This is a genomic window from Paenibacillus naphthalenovorans (genome assembly GCF_900099895.1).
GTDB lineage: Bacteria > Bacillota > Bacilli > Paenibacillales > NBRC-103111 > Paenibacillus_G > Paenibacillus_G naphthalenovorans.
The window spans coordinates 175,149-195,957 of the sequence record NZ_FNDY01000007.1; the positions used below are offsets into that span (position 1 = coordinate 175,149).

At 42.5% G+C, this 20,809-nt stretch carries 20 protein-coding genes; 13 read left to right on the forward strand and 7 right to left on the reverse strand.

Features of this window, described 5'->3' with window-relative positions; genetic code table 11:
- Positions 1-19 precede the first annotated feature (19 nt).
- From BLT35_RS09845 to BLT35_RS09860, 4 genes are all read left to right on the forward strand, one after another.
- On the forward strand, positions 20-715 hold the full coding sequence (locus tag BLT35_RS09845) for a response regulator transcription factor (RefSeq protein WP_074727762.1): 696 nt from the start codon (positions 20-22) through the stop codon (positions 713-715).
- Positions 708-1,712: a sensor histidine kinase gene (locus tag BLT35_RS09850; protein WP_074727716.1), complete on the forward strand. Its 1,005-nt coding sequence runs from the start codon at positions 708-710 to the stop codon at positions 1,710-1,712. The genes BLT35_RS09845 and BLT35_RS09850 overlap by 8 nt, the downstream gene beginning before the upstream one ends.
- Before the next feature lie 94 nt (positions 1,713-1,806).
- A complete protein-coding gene (locus BLT35_RS09855) occupies positions 1,807-2,568 on the forward strand; it encodes an ABC transporter ATP-binding protein (RefSeq protein WP_074727764.1) in 762 nt (253 codons plus the stop codon).
- Entirely contained in the window at positions 2,558-4,492 is a 1,935-nt protein-coding gene (locus BLT35_RS09860) for an ABC transporter permease (protein ID WP_074727718.1), read from the forward strand. The genes BLT35_RS09855 and BLT35_RS09860 overlap by 11 nt, the downstream gene beginning before the upstream one ends.
- A gap of 61 nt (positions 4,493-4,553) precedes the next feature.
- Here BLT35_RS09860 and BLT35_RS09865 read toward each other — a convergent pair whose 3' ends face one another.
- The 6 genes from BLT35_RS09865 to BLT35_RS09890 all read right to left on the reverse strand — a co-directional run bounded on the left by BLT35_RS09865 (position 4,554) and on the right by BLT35_RS09890 (position 12,625).
- The gene (locus BLT35_RS09865) at positions 4,554-5,102 is read right to left on the reverse strand and encodes a cupin domain-containing protein (protein WP_074727721.1); all 549 of its coding nucleotides are present in this window, start codon (positions 5,100-5,102) and stop codon (positions 4,554-4,556) included.
- A 254-nt stretch (positions 5,103-5,356) separates the two neighbouring features.
- Positions 5,357-6,229, reverse strand: a complete 873-nt coding sequence (locus tag BLT35_RS09870) for an AraC family transcriptional regulator (RefSeq protein ID WP_062410036.1) — start codon at positions 6,227-6,229, stop codon at positions 5,357-5,359.
- 351 nt (positions 6,230-6,580) lie between these two features.
- Positions 6,581-8,305 (reverse strand): L-lactate permease, encoded by a 1,725-nt coding sequence (locus BLT35_RS09875; protein ID WP_074727723.1) that lies wholly within the window; start codon positions 8,303-8,305, stop codon positions 6,581-6,583.
- A gap of 267 nt (positions 8,306-8,572) precedes the next feature.
- Complete coding sequence (locus BLT35_RS09880) at positions 8,573-9,808, reverse strand: MFS transporter (protein ID WP_062410038.1); 1,236 nt, start codon at positions 9,806-9,808, stop codon at positions 8,573-8,575.
- Positions 9,809-10,191: 383 nt separating this feature from the next.
- Complete coding sequence (locus BLT35_RS09885) at positions 10,192-10,932, reverse strand: LytR/AlgR family response regulator transcription factor (protein WP_062410039.1); 741 nt, start codon at positions 10,930-10,932, stop codon at positions 10,192-10,194.
- Position 10,933: 1 nt separating this feature from the next.
- On the reverse strand, positions 10,934-12,625 hold the full coding sequence (locus BLT35_RS09890) for a LytS/YhcK type 5TM receptor domain-containing protein (protein ID WP_074727725.1): 1,692 nt from the start codon (positions 12,623-12,625) through the stop codon (positions 10,934-10,936).
- Between the two features lie 255 nt (positions 12,626-12,880).
- Here BLT35_RS09890 and BLT35_RS09895 point away from each other — a divergent pair, with 255 nt between their 5' ends.
- From BLT35_RS09895 to BLT35_RS27885, 6 genes are all read left to right on the forward strand, one after another.
- Positions 12,881-14,200, forward strand: a complete 1,320-nt coding sequence (locus BLT35_RS09895) for an MFS transporter (RefSeq protein WP_074727727.1) — start codon at positions 12,881-12,883, stop codon at positions 14,198-14,200.
- Between the two features lie 281 nt (positions 14,201-14,481).
- Positions 14,482-14,727 carry an AbrB/MazE/SpoVT family DNA-binding domain-containing protein gene (locus tag BLT35_RS09900; protein ID WP_254777535.1) on the forward strand — a complete coding sequence of 82 codons (246 nt, stop codon included), beginning with the start codon at positions 14,482-14,484 and terminating at the stop codon, positions 14,725-14,727.
- On the forward strand, positions 14,724-15,131 hold the full coding sequence (locus tag BLT35_RS09905; protein ID WP_074727730.1) for a type II toxin-antitoxin system death-on-curing family toxin: 408 nt from the start codon (positions 14,724-14,726) through the stop codon (positions 15,129-15,131). The genes BLT35_RS09900 and BLT35_RS09905 overlap by 4 nt, the downstream gene beginning before the upstream one ends.
- Before the next feature lie 80 nt (positions 15,132-15,211).
- The gene (locus tag BLT35_RS09910; RefSeq protein ID WP_074727732.1) at positions 15,212-15,499 is read left to right on the forward strand and encodes a transposase; all 288 of its coding nucleotides are present in this window, start codon (positions 15,212-15,214) and stop codon (positions 15,497-15,499) included.
- Between the two features lie 47 nt (positions 15,500-15,546).
- On the forward strand, positions 15,547-15,921 hold the full coding sequence (locus tag BLT35_RS09915; protein WP_083351257.1) for an IS3 family transposase: 375 nt from the start codon (positions 15,547-15,549) through the stop codon (positions 15,919-15,921).
- A gap of 25 nt (positions 15,922-15,946) precedes the next feature.
- Positions 15,947-16,111, forward strand: a complete 165-nt coding sequence (locus tag BLT35_RS27885; protein WP_083351258.1) for a DDE-type integrase/transposase/recombinase — start codon at positions 15,947-15,949, stop codon at positions 16,109-16,111.
- 127 nt (positions 16,112-16,238) lie between these two features.
- Here BLT35_RS27885 and BLT35_RS09920 read toward each other — a convergent pair whose 3' ends face one another.
- Positions 16,239-18,287 (reverse strand): GmrSD restriction endonuclease domain-containing protein, encoded by a 2,049-nt coding sequence (locus BLT35_RS09920; RefSeq protein WP_074727734.1) that lies wholly within the window; start codon positions 18,285-18,287, stop codon positions 16,239-16,241.
- 625 nt (positions 18,288-18,912) lie between these two features.
- Here BLT35_RS09920 and BLT35_RS26890 point away from each other — a divergent pair.
- The 3 genes from BLT35_RS26890 to BLT35_RS09935 are packed head-to-tail and all read left to right on the forward strand — an operon-like array spanning position 18,913 to position 20,762.
- Positions 18,913-19,542 (forward strand): transposase, encoded by a 630-nt coding sequence (locus BLT35_RS26890; protein ID WP_175471972.1) that lies wholly within the window; start codon positions 18,913-18,915, stop codon positions 19,540-19,542.
- On the forward strand, positions 19,448-20,401 hold the full coding sequence (locus BLT35_RS09930; RefSeq protein WP_175471973.1) for a DDE-type integrase/transposase/recombinase: 954 nt from the start codon (positions 19,448-19,450) through the stop codon (positions 20,399-20,401). The genes BLT35_RS26890 and BLT35_RS09930 overlap by 95 nt, the downstream gene beginning before the upstream one ends.
- Before the next feature lies 1 nt (position 20,402).
- Positions 20,403-20,762 carry an ATP-binding protein gene (locus BLT35_RS09935; RefSeq protein ID WP_139170797.1) on the forward strand — a complete coding sequence of 120 codons (360 nt, stop codon included), beginning with the start codon at positions 20,403-20,405 and terminating at the stop codon, positions 20,760-20,762.
- The last annotated feature ends 47 nt before the right edge of the window (positions 20,763-20,809 follow it).

A 20,809-nucleotide genomic window follows, 5' to 3' on the forward strand; every position in this document is an offset into this window, starting at 1 on the left:
AAAAAGTGTGGTGAATCCATTGTTTAAAATCATGTTAATTGAAGACGATGCTACCTTATTTGATGAAATCAGAGAAAGGTTATCCCAATGGTCTTATGATGTATATGGAATCAAGGATTTTGGCAATGTCATTCATGAATTTACAGCGGTTAAACCTGATTTAGTCATTATTGATATCCAATTGCCGAAATTTGATGGCTTCCATTGGTGTCGGATGATCCGCTCCCATTCGAACGTTCCGATTATCTTTTTATCATCGCGCGATCACCCAACGGATATGGTGATGTCGATGCAGCTTGGTGCAGATGACTTTATTCAAAAGCCATTTCATTTCGATGTACTCATTGCGAAAATACAAGCGATTCTCCGTCGCGTTTATAACTATAGTACCGATCGAATGGAGCTGAAAACATGGTGCGGGGCAACCGTAGATTATGAGAATAATGCGGTTACAAATGATAAAGCAACGATTGAACTAACCAAGAATGAAATCTTTATATTAAAACATTTGCTTGAGAAGAAAAACAAAATCGTCAGCCGAACAGAATTAATTAAAAGCTTATGGGATGATGAGCGTTTTGTGAGTGATAATACATTAACGGTCAATGTCAATCGTTTGCGGAAAAAATTGGATGCACTTGGTTTAGGCGGCTTTATTGAAACGAAAATTGGGCAGGGTTACATGGCTAAGGAAGAGGCAATCAAATATGATTAAAAAATATTTAATCGAAAGAAAAAGCTGGATTCTTCTATATTTATTCATGCAAATATTTATCATTTTTGTCGCTTATCTTGATTCTGCCATTTCATTAAAGCCAATCCTCTATATTGTCTTTCTATTGATGATTATTTTTATCATTTTTGTCATCATCCGTTACAATAAAGAAACGAAATTTTATAAAAGTTTGGAAGGATGGGAAACCGACCTCGATTTAACAAGGATCATGGATGCTGAAAGTCCTTTTGAAAAAATGATTGAACAAAAGATCATCAACCAAACCAACCAGTTGAAACAAGTGGCTTCGCAAGATCGGCTAGCATTAGAGCAGGAAAAAGATGAAATATTATCTTGGATTCATGAAGTCAAAACACCGCTAACAGCGATGCATTTAATGATTGACCGGTTAGACGATGAAAGAATGAAAGCACAATTGACATATGAATGGTTACGCATCCATCTGTTACTTGACCAGCAGCTTCATCAGAAGCGAATACCATTCATGGAAAATGATTTATATATTGAACATATTGCTTTAGAACCATTAATTTTCAAGGAGATCAAAGCTTTACAATCATGGTGTATGAAAAAAGGGATCGGGTTCGAGGTTCAGTTAGAAGCTTCCGAAGTGCTAAGTGATGCGAAATGGCTCGCCTTTATCATCAGACAGCTATTAACAAATGCAGTAAAATACAGCGATTCATCCGATATCATCATAAAAAGTTATTTGCAAAATGATCAATCCATCATGGAAGTAAAAGATTTTGGCCGCGGCATTGACCCGAAGGATTTGCCGCGTATTTTTGAAAAAGGCTTCACATCAACGACAGTGCATCAGGACAATGCTGCAACAGGCATGGGATTATACTTAACGAAAAAAGTGGCTGAATCATTGCTAATCGATATTTCGGTAGAGTCGAAACTCGGAGAAGGTACGACGTTTACCTTAACCTTTCCAAAGAATAATGAATTTGTCCGTATCACAAGCATGTGACAAAATTGTCACATGCTTTTCCTATTTGTTCGATGAATCGAAGGAAAAATACAGAAAAGACCCTTATGATAAAAATATCAAGGAGGAACGCGATATGTATATTTTAGAAGCAACTAAAATTCACAAAAGCTATGGCAATAAATTCAATAAACAAGAAGTGTTAAAGGGATTGGACATTCGTGTGCAAAAAGGAGAATTCGTCAGCATTATGGGAGCATCCGGATCAGGAAAAACGACATTGCTCAATGTTCTTTCCTCCATTGATCAAGTTAGTCAAGGAACAATAAAAATTGAAGGAAAAGACATTGTAGCCATGAAAGGAAAACAACTGGCTGAATTCCGGAAAAAGCATTTAGGTTTTATTTTTCAAGAATACCATTTACTCGATACACTGACAGTGAAAGAAAACATCCTGCTGCCTTTATCGATTACAAAAACAGCAAAAAAAGATGCCGAGCACAAATTTAAAGAGCTGGCAACCGAACTGGGCATTTATGAGATCAAAGACAAATATCCGAATGAAATTTCCGGCGGCCAAAAACAGCGGACTTCAGCAGCCCGAGCATTTATTCATGAGCCGAGCATTATTTTCGCCGACGAACCAACAGGTGCACTTGATTCCAAATCCGCATCTGATCTGTTAAACAAACTGCAAGAATTAAATCAAAAACGAAAAGCTACCATTCTTATGGTCACCCACGATCCGGTCGCAGCAAGCTTCTCAAGCAGAGTCATTTTTATTAAAGACGGGCAGATGTATACACAATTAAATAAAGGTGAAGAATCAAGACAAACGTTCTTTCAAGATATTATGAAAACCCAAGGTGTATTGGGCGGGGTGCAGCATGAGCATTAAACAATTTATATTTCGTAATCTGAAAAAAAATCTAAAAAATTACTATCTTTATGTCTTTGCCTTAATTTTTACCGTTGCCCTTTATTTTGCCTTTGTCACATTGCAATATGACCCGTCAATGGAGGCAACAAAAGGCTCGATTAAAGGTGCCGCTGCCATTCGAACAGCATCCGTATTACTTGTTGCCATTGTGACCATCTTTCTCTTATATGCCAATAACATCTTCATTAAACGGCGCAGCAAAGAAATTGGCTTATTTCAATTATTCGGCATGACAAAAGGCAAAATATTCTCCATTCTTACTGCCGAAAACTTTATCCTTTATTTCTGTTCCTTATTCATTGGAATTTTTATCGGATTTGCCAGCTCCAAATTATTGACCATGGTTTTGTTTAAAATTACAGCTGTGGATACCATTGCAGCACTTACCTTTTCATCACAAGCCTTTATACAAACAGTGATTGTTTTTATTGTGATCTATATCTGTATCATGCTCATGAATTATGTATTTATTAAAAAGCAGAACATTTTATCTTTATTTAGAGTTACTTCAACAACAGAAGTGAAAAAAATATCCCTGCTTGAAATGATGATCGGGATTTTCGGTATTCTATTCATCATTTCAGGCTATTATCTTTCGTCTAAATTATTTGATGGCGACTTTACATCTACGAAAGAGCTTTTCCTTGCCATGATCTTTATCCTAGGGTCTGTCATTATCGGCACATACTTATTTTATAAAGGGACGGTTAGTTTTATTTTTTATCTCATTAGAAAAAAGAAGGATGGTTATTTAAATATTCATGAGGTATTATCTTTGTCATCCATTATGTTTCGTATGAAGTCCAATGCCTTGTTATTAACCATCATTACAACCATATCTGCCCTGGCCATTGGTTTGTTATCTTTAAGTTATATTTCATACTATTCGGCTGAAAAATCTGCTGAACATAATGTCGCTGCCGATTTTTCGTTGACGAATACCGAAGATGCAGAGCAATTTAAAGAAGAATTAGATGCAAATCACATTCAATACAGCGAAAAAGTGATAGATGTCATCCAAATAAATGCCAATGTAGGGCAAATATTGGATGCAAATGTAGATGGATTAAACGTTGATCCAAATGTAATGACACTTCCGGTAATCAGTGATCAAGACGTTGAAACCATCGATCTGTCTCCAGATGAAACTCTTTTTACCGGTTATTATGATTTGCTGCAAAAATTTATGCCACTGAAAAGTTCCGGTCAAATCGAATTCAAAGGACAGCATGAAGTCATACCGCAGAAATATTTAGGTTTAAAGAAGGAATACCTCATTTCATATTATTTCACAAGTGGCGGCCTGCCTGTTGCCATTGTGGACGAATCCATATTTCAGCGATTATTGAAGGATCTCGACCCGGCGATTCAAAAAAAATCATCCATTTATATTGGCATTAATATTCAAGATGAAACAAAGATTGAAGAAGCGAATGAGATTTATCAAAAAATGACTTTTAATGGTAATCATGATTCACAGCTTGCCATGAGCAATCATCAGAAACAAACAATGGGGATTATCATGTTTACCGTTGGCTTTTTAGGCTTAACTTTCCTCATTACATCCGGTTGTATCCTTTATTTTAAACAAATGGATGAGAGCGAAAACGAAAAATCCAATTATACCATACTAAGAAAGCTTGGCTTCACACAGGGGGACTTGATCAAAGGAATTCAAGTAAAGCAAATCTTTAATTTCGGAATTCCTTTAGTCATGGGGCTGCTTCATAGCTATTTTGCAGTCCAATCGGGATGGTTTTTATTTGGCACAGAGGTTTGGACACCGATGATTATGGTTATGGTACTATATACCGCATTATATTCAATTTTTGGAGTACTGTCCGTCCTCTATTACAAAAAGGTCATTAAACAAGCACTTTAGTATAGTAGATAATAAGCTCCGGGCCAAAAGGCACTGGAGCTTTTTCTTCACCAAATCAGAATTAGTAATGGCTTTCTTCAGCAGCCATGGCCACTGCTTTGGTTTCATGAACTGTTCCAAAAGGATGCTGAGGCGGCGCGTAGATCGAGTAAAGCTTAAGCGGCCTGTTACCTATGTTCCTTACATTGTGCCATGTTCCAGCGGGAATCATGATCGCATAGCCATCGTAGACTCTTTCTTGAAAGTTCAATTCTTCTTTGCTTTTGCCCATCTGGACAAGACCCTGGCCTTCTTCAATTCGCAGAAATTGATCGACTGTCGGATGAATTTCTAAACCGATATCTTCCCCGACATTGAGACTCATCAAGGTAACTTGCAAATGCTTTCCTGTCCATAAAGCCGTACGGAAGGTGGTGTTTTGCTTAGCAGCCTCTTCAATATTAACGACAAACGGCTTAGTTCCATAATCTTTTAATTTAACGTTTCTATAGTACGGATTCCTGTGATTATTCCAATGATTATTGCTCGAATTGTAGTAAGGATATCCGTTATAACTCCAGTAATACACTGGATTATACCATTGACCGTATGGCTTGTGATACACGCTCATTCTCCTCTCATAAACCATTGCTCTTTTTATCATTCTATGCTGTTGCCCATTTATAGGTAACTCATGTGCAAAAAGTGGGCACAAGATCCTGTATCCGCACGAAGATTAGACCGAAAGCCATTTTGGGGCTAAATTTCGCCGTTAATTGTCCCAATAAAAAATCGGCGAACAATGACGATTAAGATTCGTCACCATCGCCGACATGAGGGCTCTGCTCATGAAATAGCTATATATAGGGTCTTGCCCTTAATTATTTATTTTTTCAATACCGGTATCCATATTTCGCTTTTAAAAGTAGGTGAAGTGATATCCTTACTCTCATTCCACAAAATTTCCGGTCCCTTTGCCAGCTCATAGCTTGCAGAAGGAAACCATTCGGAATAGATGCGTCCCCAGACATTCTGTAATGTATCGGGAAACGGTCCGACAGCTTCGAATACAGCCCAAGTTGAGGCGGGAACCTCCAGCTGAGCCAGGTGATCCGGACACTCCTTGGTTGTAGCCACGCCAATATAATGGTCAAGCTCCCCTTTTTCCTCCATCCGGCCCTCGGAAAAATTCGTGGATGCTTGTAACAGCCCCAAAGGCTCAACATTCGAAAGCTTCTTAAGCTGATCGATGGCTTCCTCATTTAAACTTTTAAACATCGATGTAATCTCCGGATTCACTCCGTTAAATATGATGGGAACCCTTTTCATGATGCCTACTATACGAAATGGTTCTTTCTCTACGATACGATAGTTCATGGCACTTCCTCCTTGAATGGATAATTGAAAGGTCATGCGCGGATAGGCTTTTAATAATGAGCCCTGATGTTTGGCCGCGGAAGGCGGAATACCATGCAAGCCCTGAAAGGCCCGGGTAAAAGCATCTGCCGAGTTGTACCCGTATTTTACCGCCGCATCAATCACTTTGATGTCACTGGTTTGAAGCTCGAATGCTGCAAGCGTAAGGCGTCTTCGGCGGATGTATTCCGACAGCGTTATGCCCGCAAGAAATGAAAACATTCTTGAAAAGTGGTATTCCGAGCAATAAGCCAGCCCTGCCGCTTCCTTTAGGTCTATTTCGCCAGTAAGGTTTTCTTCGATGTAGTTTAAGGCTCTATTCAAGTTTGCAAGCAAATCCATTCATATGACCTCCCTTTATGAACAGCATAACAGAAGCCGGATGCACCTATCCGATAATTCATGCACGGTTATGCAGGGTTTTCTCTTCAAAATGTTACGATATATTTATCTAGCCGATGGGCTAAAAGAAACCCTCGTACTCGGGTATTATCTGTAATTATCTTAGACCCAATTCTTCTTATGCAAGCTAACGAAGGTAAAATGGGAGTACCCTGGCTTCCTCAGTCCGTTTCTCCGTTGTTTTAATGACTCCAGATGACGCAGGGCCGAAGGAAGGTTAATATAAAAAAAATCCGTATCGATTATGATACGGATCCGTAACGATTATAATAAGTTTTTTTCTTAACTGTCCTAATAGGAAGGAATCATCCATGGGAACACGTAGGCTTGCAGCATGACCAAAATCCCCATTAATGCGGCCAAAGCGATACTATGGAAAAAGACCGCCCGGAAAATAGGTCCTACAGCATTTGCCCCTTCCGTTCGATTTTCATAGCAAGCTGCAGTTGCCACGACAATGCTTTGGGCATCAATCATTTTCCCCATAACTCCGCCCGTTGAGTTAGATGCAGCAATAAGAACAGGATCAAGCCCTAGTTGTTTCGCGGTTATGGTCTGCATACTTCCAAATAATGCATTGGAAGAAGTATCGCTCCCCGTCAGAAATACTCCGAGCCATCCGATCATGGCTGCAAAGAATGGGTAAAAAACACCTGTTTTGGTAAAGGCTAACCCAAGAATCGCATCTAAACCTGAATATCGCGTCGTATAACCTAAACCTAATACCAATGCGATTGTAATTAAAGGCGTTTTCATCCGTTGCGCCGTCCTTACGACCGATTGTTTCCATTGGTCTTTGCCCAAGCGGAGGAAGAGGCCGCTGAGTACTGCCGCAAAGAACACCCCTGTTCCTGCTGCAGAAAGCCAGTTAAAGTTATAAATGGCGGCTTCAGGAACGGTTTCCGTTACAAGCGGCGGGCCGCGGAATACCAGTTTATCCAAAAAGGGCACCGGGATGGCATATAAGGATTTAATTCCAAAAAGATGGATTGAGTTTAATAAATTTTTCCATTGCGGAAGTCCCCACAAGAACACGAAAAGCGTAAGAATCGCCCAAGGAGCCCAAGCCTTTGCTACTTGTCCGGATGTATACAAAGATGTTTGCTTTTCTAACGATTGGATTTCTTCCTCTTCTCCAGGAAGATAAAATTTGTTTTTCGGCTGCCATACTTTAAGAAGCAGCACTAAGGCGATCAATGAGATAATCCCAGCAATGATATCGACCAGCATGGGACCGACATAGTTTGAAACGGCGAATTGGGTGATGGCGAAGCTGGCACCCGTTACCACAATGGCCGGCCAAATCTCCCAAACCTGTTTCCACTTCCCCTTATGCATGAAAACCATGGTAGCAATCAGCCAAAACGGGACAAGAATCGAGAAAAATGGAAGCTGTCGCCCAGCCATCGCAGATAAGGCCATTTCAGGTAGCCCGGTGACATTGGCCAGAGTAATGATGGGGGTACCCAAAGCTCCATAAGCGACGGGTGCCGTGTTAGCGATTAGACACAGGACAGCTGCCACCAAAGGGCGAAATCCAAGCCCGGCCATCAGGGCCCCTGCAATGGCTACGGGAGTGCCGAACCCTGCCGCTCCTTCAATAAATGCCCCGAAGGAGAATGCAATGAGGAGTGTTTGAATACGTCTGTCCGAAGAAAGTTGAACTACAGAAGATTTGACAATGTCGAATTGGCCGCCCACTAATGTAATCGTATACAAAAACATTGCCGCGACAACAATCCAGCCAATTGGCATCAATCCAAAGAACGATCCATAGCCAAAAGCGGCTATAGCGGATGACACCGGCATATCTACCAGCCAAATCGCCATGAAAACGGTTACAATTGCTGCTATCAAAGCTGCCTTGGGTGCTGAAATTCCATAATGCTTTTTGCCCAATTTATCTTTATGGGGATGCAGGGCCAACAGATACAATAAAGTTAAAATGGGTACGGCTGCTAGCAGAGTAGATAAAAAGGCATTACCTATCGGATCATAGTGCTGATGAAATTCCAAGAAATATCCCCTCCTAATTATTATAGTTTACATATATGAGACATCTTTTTTGTTTAGCACATGCAAAACCGTCAGAATATTAATTCTATTCATAGGGTCTCTAGTTACCCTTTGCTTTTAAATGAACATTAAAATAAGCCGTCCAATGACGGCTTATGATTGGCTATGTTCCTTTGTTGTCTTCTTCTTGCACGTTTTTTTGCAGGAGGATTATATCTAGTCATTCTAATGGTTTTACCGCAAAACATCTGATCCATTTACTTTGGGTCACTGCTCTGACTCTTGCGGGTGATCCAGTTGTTTCATTGCCGGAATGAACAGACAAAGCACCGCAAGCCCGATCATCATGATACCTGTTAGCATAAACCACCGATTCACACCGATCTGATCCGCAAAAACACCCGAAATGACCAAGCCAAGGGGCATGGCCAGAGCCATCACGCTCCCAAACAATCCAAACACTCTCCCCAAATACTCCGGCTTAATCTTTTCCTGGAATAATGCGATCTGCACACCATTATAAAATGGCCCGGAAAAACCCATCATGGCGCAGCATGCCATAAAAGCGATGAACCCGCTGGTGGGCAATAATCCTGCAATGGATAAGGCAGCCCCCATAACAAATATGGAGGTGATGATCGTAAGAACCCGCTTTTTGAAGCCTCCCCATGCGCCAAGCAGCAAACCGCCTACCAGCATGCCTACAGCAAAAATAATTTCCGCGGCGGATGCATGTTTGATCGTTCCCCCGAAATAATCCATTGTCATTAGAGGAAATAACGCATTGATAGGCATAAAAGCAAAAATGTATATCCCGCCAACCCAAAGAAGAGCCACCAAGCCTTTATGATGCTTCAACGCATCATATCCTGCTTTCAGTTCTTCCGCAAATCCGCTTTGTGCAGCGGACTCCTTGGCTTCCGGCTTCGGAATTGTAATCATCGCGACCGCAATGCAAGCGATCATCGCACCTAAAACATCGAGCAAAATAACAGCATTCAGATCCCACATCGAGTATAAAAACGCTGCTGCCGCCGGACTTATAATATAGCTGGCCGATTGCAAGGACTGACTGTATCCAGCGCATTTGGCCAATTGTTCCTCCGGTACGATCAAAGGCGTTGTCGCATTGAGTGCAGTGGAATGAAAAGCCGTACCTATACTGCGAATAAACAGTACCATCATGATCACCCAGACAGGCAGTTCCATATAGAAAGCAACGACGGCCAAAGCCGCAGCTGCCGCCGCAATGATCATATCAGCCACAATCATTACTTTTTTGCGGCTCCAACGGTCGACCAAAACACCAATCATGGGTCCCCCAAGCGCTTGAGGTAAAAATCCAACCAGCGTTGCCATGGAGAGCACCATGGCCGAGCCCGTTTTTTCGGTCAGATACCAAATCATCGCCATTTGAAGAATAGCACTGGTAATCAGTGATACAGCTTGCCCCGTCCATATGGTGAAAAAACGACGTTTCCAGTTTGCTTTTTGATGATTCATATTTTATTTCTCCTCGCATTTTTATTGGTTGTTTATTGATTTTTAGGCAATAAAAATGCAGGCCTTAAGTCCACATGTACGGGCTTCGGTCTGCATACCAATGAAAAGGCATAGAGAAATAAAAGGCATAAGCTGATTAAAGCCAATCCTTCACCTATCCATGTTTGATCCCATTCATTAAAATAAGCACGACAAAAAAGCCCATAAAATATGGAAAAATCTGCTTTTTTATTGCCGTCTTATCTTAAGCGAACGGAATGCATGGATAAGCTAACCTCCCTTATAAAAATCGCTATTATCCTAACATGAGATATGGTTATTTGTCAATTCGCTATCCGTGGTCAGCTTGGGAGCGGGTTGTCTTCGCCGCAGCCGCAAACAAGTTAGAGCTTCATAATACTTTTAAATTCTTTTATTTTTCCTCTGCTTACTGGAACCTTTGTGCTGTTGGCGTCATTCATCTTTACTAAATACGTACTGTTAAACCAGGGAATGATTTCCGTTATGAATTTTAGGTTGATCATATAATTTCGGTGAGATCGAAAAAAATAACCCGTTTCATATAAAACCAATTCCAATTCATTGAGAGACATTTCGCACTTTTCTATGGAATCTTTAGTGGAAATGTATAATTCTTTGTCTTTGACAAACGCAAAAGTGATTTCACTTACTTGAATCGGTTTTATGATGTTGTTTTTCCGTATACAAATATGACCTTCGAGCACTGGCGGCGCTTTTTCCAATTTAATTTTTGTCTTGGCTTGAAGAGATTTCACTTTTTTGATGGCATCGTCCAATCTGGATTCCGATATAGGTTTTGTCAGATAAGCGATAGCGGGCGTATTAAAAGCTTCCAACGCATGTTCATAAAAAGCGGTTGAAAAAATAATGAACGGTGGATGAGTCATTTGATTTAACCTCTTGGCGAAATCCAAGCCATTCAACTCCGGCATTTGGATATCCAGAAAAAGCAGATCAGGCTCGTCGCTAATCACTTTGGAAAGGGCTTCAACGGGATTGTGATGGATCGAGACAATTTGAATATCGATATATTTTTGAAGCAGGAATGCCAACTCGGAACAAATAGCGGGTTCATCATCCACAATGATGGTTTTGATAAACAAGTTAGATCACATCCTCTTTTAGTCCGGTCATTGGAATTTCAAATGTTACGATCGTACCGGCTCCCGGTTCACTTTTAATATGAAGACCATACTCTTTCCCGTATATCGACTGTAATCTGCGGTGAATATTAGAAAAACCTATTCCCTTTGTTTGGTGATTTAAAATTTCCGCCAACCTGTTCTCGTGAATTCCGATTCCATTATCTTCGACACGGATTTGTACATGATTTCCTTTTTTACAAACGTTAATCGATAACAAGCAGTTATTCATTTTTGGAAATAAACCATGATGAATCGAGTTTTCAATAATAGGCTGCAATGTAAGAACCGGCAATTGGATATTCAATAAGGATTCGTCGATTTCCATAATCACCTGTAACCGGTTTGCGAATCTGACCTTTTCAATCTCTAAATACGATTTTATACCATCCAACTCTTCTTTCAAACTGTTAAAATTGTTCTTATTATTCAGATTTCTCCTGAAAATGTCGCTCAAATTGCCCAGCAGGTTTCTTGCAAGCTCGGGATTGGTTCTGCAGTAAGACATGATGGTGCTTAACGTGTTGAAAAGAAAATGCGGTTTAATTTGTGCCTGCAGCGCATTTAATTCCGCTTGCTGCCGCATTTTCGTTTGTTCTTCTATCTCCGCAAGTTCAATTTGTACCGAAAGCAGCTTCGCTAGTCCGTCAACAAGATTGAGGTAGGTTTGGGTTCCTTTAAATGAATTTTTATAGTAAATCTGCAAGGTTCCAACCGGTTTGCTGTTACGAACTAATTTTGCGCCTACGGCTGATTTGAAGGGGAAGCTACGATGGAAATGTGCCAGTTCTTTATCCAGAGAAAGGAGCCTTATATCATTTTGTTTGAGGACAGCTTCTGTGACCTGTGAATAAATTGCCTTTCCATCAAGACCACTGTCGTTTCCAACCCCTGCTATGCTTAATGTTTTATCACAATCCGTGATGACGACAGCATCCACATTGGCAATTTCATGAATGATCTCCGCTGTTTGCTTCGCGGACGTTTCATTGAGACCTGTTCTAAGATGGGGGAGGGTACGACTGGCGATACTAAGCGCAAGATTGGCCGCCATAGCCCCGGATTGATCCTGTAAAAGTTTAATGCTCCTAAAAATCCGGGTGAAAATCATCACTCCCAAGATCGTTATAATGGTCGTAGGTACAGCTATTTTCAATTCCAATGCCAGCGCTGCTGTAAATGGTTTGGCTATGAGCAGCACTAGGATCTTTTGAATCATTTCTGCTGTAAGCCCTAACATAACGATGTGCTGCCATTTCATTTTTAACATATCGTATCTGATGCCTGTTACCCCTCCCAATAAACCGCAAAATACGGTAGAAATGGCACAGGCCTCGGCGGTAAATCCACCGATCGTATATCTATGGATGCCTCCTATGATGCCGGAAATGACCCCAACCACAGGCCCTCCTACAAGCCCTCCTACGACAGCACCGACAATCCTCGTGTTGGCCAATGCATCATCGATCAGAACTCCATGTTCTGTTCCAAGAATGGATAAAAAACCGAATATGGCTGAAAGGATGACCGTTCGCTTCCAATCATCTCTCGCATAAATCAAGAGTCTAAAATAATTCAATTGACCAATGAATAGAGAGATGAGAGCCACTATGACTACATTCTCAAAGAGCCTTAGCAGGATGTTTAATTCCATTGGTCCTCCCCCTTCTTGCATTTCAGAATAAATAGACGGCAAATCAGCTGCTATTTTTGAATACTTGGAAACAATTAATGGATTAAATTATTAACGAAAGATACTATTTTGTAGTATAAAGAACACTTCTAATAACTTCAACTGGTAGGTGTAAGCGTTACACATATCGATTATTGATGCAAGCGAAGGCTCAAATAATAGTCAACATTTGCACCTGTCGAAGAAACCGGTTACTTTTTGAAGGAGGAATGAATCATGTCTCAACCCGTTGGGGCGGCAAGGAAGGGAAGTATTGCAGGCAACATTTTTAAAGGTTCGGTTGGAAATCTGATCGAATGGTACGACTGGTACGTTTATGCTGCATTCTCAGTTTATTTTTCATCACAGTTCTTTCCTAAGGGAGACCCGACAAGCCAGCTCCTCAACACAGCGGCGATCTTTGCCGTAGGCTTCTTAATGCGCCCGATCGGAAGCCTGTTGCTGGGCCGATACGCCGACCGTCATGGCCGCCGTGCTGCGCTGACGCTTTCCATCTCTGTCATGGCCGCCGGTTCCCTGATTATTGCCTGTACCCCTAGCTACAGCTCCATTGGCATCATGGCTCCCATTATTTTGGTCCTCGCCCGTTTACTTCAAGGGTTGTCGTTAGGCGGAGAGTATGGAACCTCGGCAACGTACTTGTCCGAGATGGCCAGCAGAGGCCGGCGCGGCTTCTACTCCAGCTTCCAATACGTCACACTGATTGGAGGCCAGTTGGTGGCGCTGGGCGTCCAAATCGTCCTCCAGCAACTACTCAACGAAGCCGAAATGCATGCCTGGGGCTGGCGTATTCCTTTCATCATTGGAGCGCTGGGAGCGCTGGCTGTCTTGTGGCTGCGCCGTTCGATGGACGAATCAGAGCAGTTTTCCAAAATGGGTTCCGAAAGCAAAGCAAAAGCCGGGACCATACGAGCCTTGATGAAGCATCCTAAAGCGGTACTGACCGTGGTCGGATTAACACTCGGCGGAACCGTCGCCTTCTATACTTATACAACGTATTTACAAAAGTTCATGGTGAATTCGGTAGGCCTCCCCAAGGAGGTTGTCAGCTGGATCAACTTTATTGCCCTGCTGGTATTCGTCGTACTTCAGCCGCTCGCCGGCATGCTGTCCGACCGGATCGGACGGCGTCCGCTGTTGCTTTGTTTCGGTATCCTCGGTACTTTGCTGACAGCGCCACTGTTCTTTATCATGGAGAACATGAAGAATCCTATCGGTGCTTTCTTGCTCATGTTGGCGGGTCTCATCATTGTTACCGGGTACACTTCGATCAATGCCATCGTAAAAGCCGAGCTTTTCCCGACAGAAGTTCGCGCTCTTGGTGTAGGTTTCCCGTACGGACTTACCGTCGCGATATTCGGCGGGACCGCGGAATTCATCGCTTTGTGGTTCAAGAGCATTGGCATGGAGCCGCTCTTCTACTTTTATGTGGCTGCCTGCATTGCAGTGAGTTTCTTCGTCTACTGGCGTATGGACGAGTCTTCCAAATCGTCCCACATCGAAGCCGAGCTTGACCGCAAATATAGCGTATCTTAAGTAACTGATTTGGAAGAATTGACTTTCAATGGCAGCTAAAAAAGGCCTGCCACCTACTATAAACTGTGACCCACAAGAAGGAACTTTGCAAAAAGTGACCCTTTGTGGGTCATTTGTGTTTTAAGTAAGGATGGGGGCCAAGTCAAAAATGGGGAAGTAGAACCGGGTGCTTTTTAAGTCCAATCATTACTTAACGTTGAATTTCGAAACAACAAATATATAATTGTTATAACAGTTGAATATGATGATAAGGAGGGATTTCATTGAATAGGATGATTGGGATGGAACGAAAAGTGACAAAGTTCGGCAACAGCTTAGGCATAACCATGACTGATGCTCTAAAACAAATTGGACTGGATCAAGGAGATACGGTCAGTATCGATGTAAACCAGGCCACTGGAGAAATCATAATTAAGAAGTCAACCAAAGTATCGTTACCCGAGGGAATCAGTGAAGATTTTATGAGATCCCTGGCAGATGTTATAGAGGAATACGATCAAACCTTACGAGGTCTAAAAGATAGATGACGCATTCTCGTTTCTTATCCGTCCAAGAAGTTATAGCTATTAATCTCGCTATGATTCAACGCTATAGTCCAGGTGAGCAAGTAGGAGTAAAAGAACCTGGGTTACTCGAATCCGCAGTTCTTCGGCCACAATCTTCTGCTTTTGGAAACGATGCTTACCCTAGCATTTTTGAAAAGGCGGCCGCTTTGTTTGAATCGCTCGGACAAAACCATCCATTTCACAATGCAAATAAACGCACTGCTTTTACTACACTCGTCATTTTTTTACGCTACAACGGGCTGTACTTTAAGATGGATCCCAAAAAAGCCGAAGATCTCACGGTAGATATGGAAAACCATAAGTATGAATTTCAAGATTTGGCTTCTATTATTCAGGCACATTGCGTCACCATAACCGAATCGTAAGAAGATGGTGCCAGACTCAATATTGGACACGGAGAACCGAGAGTGCGAAAATAAAAGCATTCATAATCGAAGTGTCCGACATGACGAACAAGTACGACAAAGAATTCAAACTACAAACCGTACGACTGATTCAAGAAGAAGGGAAGTCGGCGGCGCAGGTAGCCCGCGAAATGGGCTTGCATGAGAATATGCTTTACAGATGGATCGCCGAGTTTAAACAAGACGGCAGTCAAGCATTTACCGGTAGTGGGCAACTGAAGCCGGAAGACAAGGCCATGCGTGATCTTCAGAAGCGGATTCGTGATCTGGAAGAGGAAAACGAAATCTTAAAAAAGGCGATGCACTATTTCGCAAAAGACCGGCGCTGATCTACAAATTCATCCTCGATCACCGCTTCAAGCTCCGTATCGCGAAGATGTGCGCCGTATTTGGAATCTCCCGAAGCGGTTATTATGACTGGACGCGGCGGAAAGAAAGCGGGCGAAGCAAACGCCATGAGCGGCTAAAAAAACAGATTCGCCGCATCTTTCTTGACCATAGGCGTCTTTACGGAAGCAAGAAAGTCTGGGAAGCCCTGAAGAAACAAGGCGTGAAGCTATCTGAGAAAACCGTTGCTCGCATCATGAAGGAGCTCGGCCTCAAATCCCGTACAGTCAAGAAATATAAAGCGACAACGAATTCCAAGCATAACTTGCCGGTAGCCGCGAATGTGCTGAATCACCAGTTTCAAGCGAGTGCCCCTAATCAGGTCTGGATGGCCGATATCACGTATTTCACTTTCGACCGATGAGGGATGGCTTTATTTAGCGAGCGTCATGGACTTATACAGCCGTAAAATCGTAGGATTTCATATGGATGAACGAATGACCAAATCACTTGTCATAAAGGCGCTAGATCAAGCCTACCGACTTCAGAAGCCATGTGGTGAAGTTCTCCATCATTCTGATAGAGGCAAAACAGAGCCGTCCCTGCGTAGTTAAAAACTACTTATGGGACGGCCCCTTTGCTTTTATGGAGGCGAACCGTGGTATGGCAAATCCACAATTCGCCGCCGCGTGATGATTCGAATGTTCGGGGAGGTTGCTTAGTGAAAAAATGAAACGTTTGTTATGTATCAGCTTTTTTCCTAAAGTCATCTAAATATCTTTCCTGGCCAATGTCATCAACATATCTCCAAAACCTCCAACCATTTGTAGAGGTATTCTTCTTGCCAGTTAAATCAGCCTTTACTTGATCCGCAGCTGATGAAACAGAGTAATTTCCCCCCGCATAGAACACTTTTTGCGTTTCTATATCAAAGGTAGCATCGACCCGTTTATTATAATAAACGCAAAATATTTTAATGTTGCCACTTCCTTTAATTGCTGGTGCTTGATAAAACTCATCGATAATATACTTTTCTTTCGAAATAATATTTGATTGAACAAGACTAAATATTGACTTAGCTCGAGTTTCTAAGAATTCGATGTAAAAATCATCATATAGTCCATCCAAAATATCAAGTGGTATGAAATGATTCGTAAGGCTAGAATCAAGCATTGGATTTATTGCTTTTAGGTCCCTTAAATATTCAGATGGGGCTCTTTTTCCAATTCTAATGTTGGTCAGTTTTGGGATCAGCGTTCTATTAGCAATACAATCGATTAATGACAAGGATTGCTCATCATCTTTAAACGTAGATCTGGTTTTAATATACTCAACAGGGAAAATATGGTGATCTTCTAATTTGCTGTTGGCAGATAATTTGCTCGTATTATTCCAATCCACAAATCCTTCAGCAGCAAAATTCATTAAATTTAGAATACCTTTGTAAATAGCGCTACCTTTCTTGGAAAAAGATAAGATATCTTCAAAAGACTGCACTTGATTTTTCAATCTTGTAAAATAAGTTCTATCATTAATTTTTCGATTTTGAGCAATGGCTCTTAATATGGTTGAGTCCTGCACTATTACCTCGTTAGAACCTGAGGAATACCTTTGGGAAAATATTGAAGCCCAGTACCAATACTTAATGAATTCTAATTGTTTCTCAGTCATTTGAGAATAGTCTTTGCCGTGAAGTTCCCTTAAGAACATCATTAATGGGATGAGCATATTTTCATACGGCATCCAAGATTGTGACAAAATGTAGTTTCCCTTATACAAGAAGTCAAGCGTGGAGACGTACATTCTACAGACTTCATCCCAATAGTCATTAAAATGTTGATAGTTTAATTGGGAAAGAATATATGTTTTGTCAACCTCCTTACCGTCGCTAACAATATAAGCAATTGCACGCACTATTATTTCCCGATTTAAAGTAAACTCAGAACCTTTATTATTATTTTCAAATTCCTCAATTTTTTCACGCAGATTAAATCCCTTATATAACTTCGCAGCGAGGATATCAATGAAATTCAACTGGATGCCTCTACTATTACTTCGCTCAAAGAAAAGAGCAAACTTATCCGTACTCATATTAAGCAAATAGTACGAGAGTAGCTTTTCACTTGCAAAGAGATCGTTGAGCTTTTTGGAAAGTATTATGTATCTTCTGAAGGTTTCTTTAATTTCATTATCATCCATACCGGCAATGAATGAAAGATTGTTAAAGTAATTTTGCTTTATCTCATCTTCAAATAGTCCCTCCTTTGCGATAGCGTAAGCATCGGACAACTTAATTGAGAGACGATTTTCATCTTCGTTTCCATTAAATTCAAAAATCATCTCCTCTAAGCTTCTATCCTTAAATTCCTTTTGTTGGACTAACTCATTTAGTTCTTCATCATTCTTTATAATCATCCAAATCTCATCGATTCCTTTTAATGCACGGTAGATCGAGGTAACACGCTGTTGTCCATCTAGCACAAGACGAAAATTGTTGATTTGTGACTTTTTTTCGATTTCTTCTTTTGAGAAAAAGCTAATCTTTAACTTAGCCCTACTACCATTACCTTTTCTAGGGCGCTTGTCAATTTCTCTTACAGTAATTTCAAACGAAGGCTTTCCGTAAATGATTGAACCAATAAAAATATCCCGTACCAAAGAATCAAATAAGTCGTAGGTTTTACCAATTTCCCAAACAAAATCCCTTTGAAACTCGGGGAGAACAAGGGTACCTTTATCGATACCTTCAACAAGTGATTTTATAGATTCTGTTTGTTGGGGATCTACCAAGACAACCAACACCCTTCATACAATTTCCAACATTTTCATTAATTCGATGATAGAACCATAAATCCTTCTAAAATACTTAACTTATTACTGGGAGAAGAATAAAGTAGTAGAAATTGTTTGGGAGAACCTCTGGATAGATGGTCCGCCTATTTTTTATGGGACACCGTTCCCGACGCGCTACTTGGGTTCAGGAGCTTACCGAGCCAGCTCAAAGATCCGTTCCTGACGCCGGAGCAGCGGATTACCTTAAATGGCTGCGACAGGAGTACATTCTGCCCAACGCTCAAGAAAATCCGCCCAAGAAGGATAAGCCGAACACGGACGACATAAATGTCTGTATCTAACCGGCACATCCATTTCAAAGCGAAAGTACCGTCAGAAGCGCCGCTGACGCAACTGACGGTACTTTTCGCAACCTAACGATGCTTAACCCCTGTCTCAAGCTAATGTTGTGGTTTTAACCGGACAAGGTGTTTATCGCAAAATAAAAGTGCCGAGAATTGCAGCGTAAAAATGCCGAGAAAATTGCCGACTTGATCGGCAACAAAAAAAGGCACTTGTCAGCACTCCAAAATCCTCCTATCGTTAAGTTTGCTTAAGACTGACGAAGGAGAGACTCGAAAGGATGCTGAAAATGCCTCAACAACAATATATCAGATTTTTGCGAGAAGCAGAAGGTTGCTCCATTCAAGAGATCGCCGATCGGGTTGGTGTCCACTGGCGAACCGCTAAAAAATATGCGGATCAGGACAACTGGAACCTCCGGATGACCAATAGAAAAAGCCGTTCCCCTGTCATGGGACCCTATATGGAAATCGTTGATGCCTGGTTGGAAGAAGATCGATTGCTTCCCCGGAAACAGCGGCATACCGCTGCTCGTATCTTCCAACGGTTGCGCGACGAGTACCAGTTTCCCGGTAGCGAACGCACCGTTTCCACCTATGTGAAACGGCGCAGGACCGAGATGGAACTGGAACGGGCCAAAACGTACGAACGGCTCGAGCATCCGCCGGGTGAAGCACAAGCAGACTTCACGACCATTGAAGTGTGCCAAAACCAGAAGCTGGTTTCCTATAAATTGTTCGTCCTCTCGTTCCCGTATAGCAATGCGGCCTTTGTGTACCCGGCCGTCCGAAAACCAGGAATGCTTCCTCGAAGCAATGAAACAGGTCTTCGACCAGATCGGCGGGGTTCCGCAGCGCATCTGGTTCGACAATCTTTCTGCTGCCGTCGTGCACATCGAAAAACAAGGTGAACGGCAGCTGACAGACATGTTCCGCAGATTCTGCGCCCATTACCGATTTGAAGCGGTGTTTTGCAACCCGTACAGCGGCCATGAAAAAGGACATGTGGAAACCAAGTGCGGATACTCGAAGCGAAACTGGGCGGTGCCGATTCCGCTGTTCACAAGCCAAGAGCAGCTTACCGCTCACTTCACGGATCAGGCCGAGCAGGATCGCAAACGCCACCATTATGTCAAAGAGAGACAGATCGAGGAATTATGGCAGGAAGAAGAAAGACGGCATCTGCTGCAGTTGCCGGAGGAACCGTTCGAAGCATTCCGGCTGCAAACCGCGGTGGTGAACAAATACGGCGAAATCCAGGTGGATGATGCGGTCATTCCATTGCTGGGACAAGCTTCTCCCGGTACAGAAGTGATGGCGCAGCTGTTTTGGGATCGTATTGTGGTGCTCGACCACCGGCATGAACCGATGCGGACGGTGCCAAGGCCGTACACCGGAAAGACAGCGGACATTCCTTGGTCGCAGGTGTTTGCGGGCTGGCTGCGAAAACCGCGCAGCGTGACCCACTCCCAGTTTTTACGGATGCTGCCTGAAGTGCTGAAAACTTATGTGACGGTTCCCGATGTGGATATACGCAAAGAACGGCTACAGGGGTTGCACTACTTAAGCAGTGTGTACACGCTGGAGCAGATTACTAATGCTCTTAACATGACTGGGCTTGCAGAAGACATTTCTGGCATCACGGCCTTTCTTGGCATGAAACACGGCAGCCGGAATGTGCCGGCGTCTTGGTCCGAGACGTTGTCCCCGCCGGGAACACGAACAGAGCCCAGATTAGATCGGTATGACCGGTTGATGGGGGTGATGTGAGATGGCGGTGGAACTGACGAATCTGTGCCGACAGCTGCGTTTGGCGCACATTGCCGAATACGTCTCTGCCCAGCAAAGCGAGCAGTTGCTGCAGTTGGTACAGGAACTGCTGGTTGCCGAACTGGACGGCAGACGGCGGGCCAAATTGGGCAAACTGGTCCAGCAGGCGGGATTTCCGCATCTGAAAACCTTCGAGGGATACGTAACGGATCACATTGTCTTCCCGCAGGGAGGAAGTCTGGATACCTTGCGGCAGCTGGAATGGCTGGAACGCAAGGAAAACCTGCTGCTGATGGGAGCTGTGGGTACGGGGAATTATCGAAAGAATTTGGTTATGGAAAGATTTTCAGTAGCGCCTTAGAATCATCGTTAGGCATTTCCGGAAATCTTTCCATAACAATTATGAAT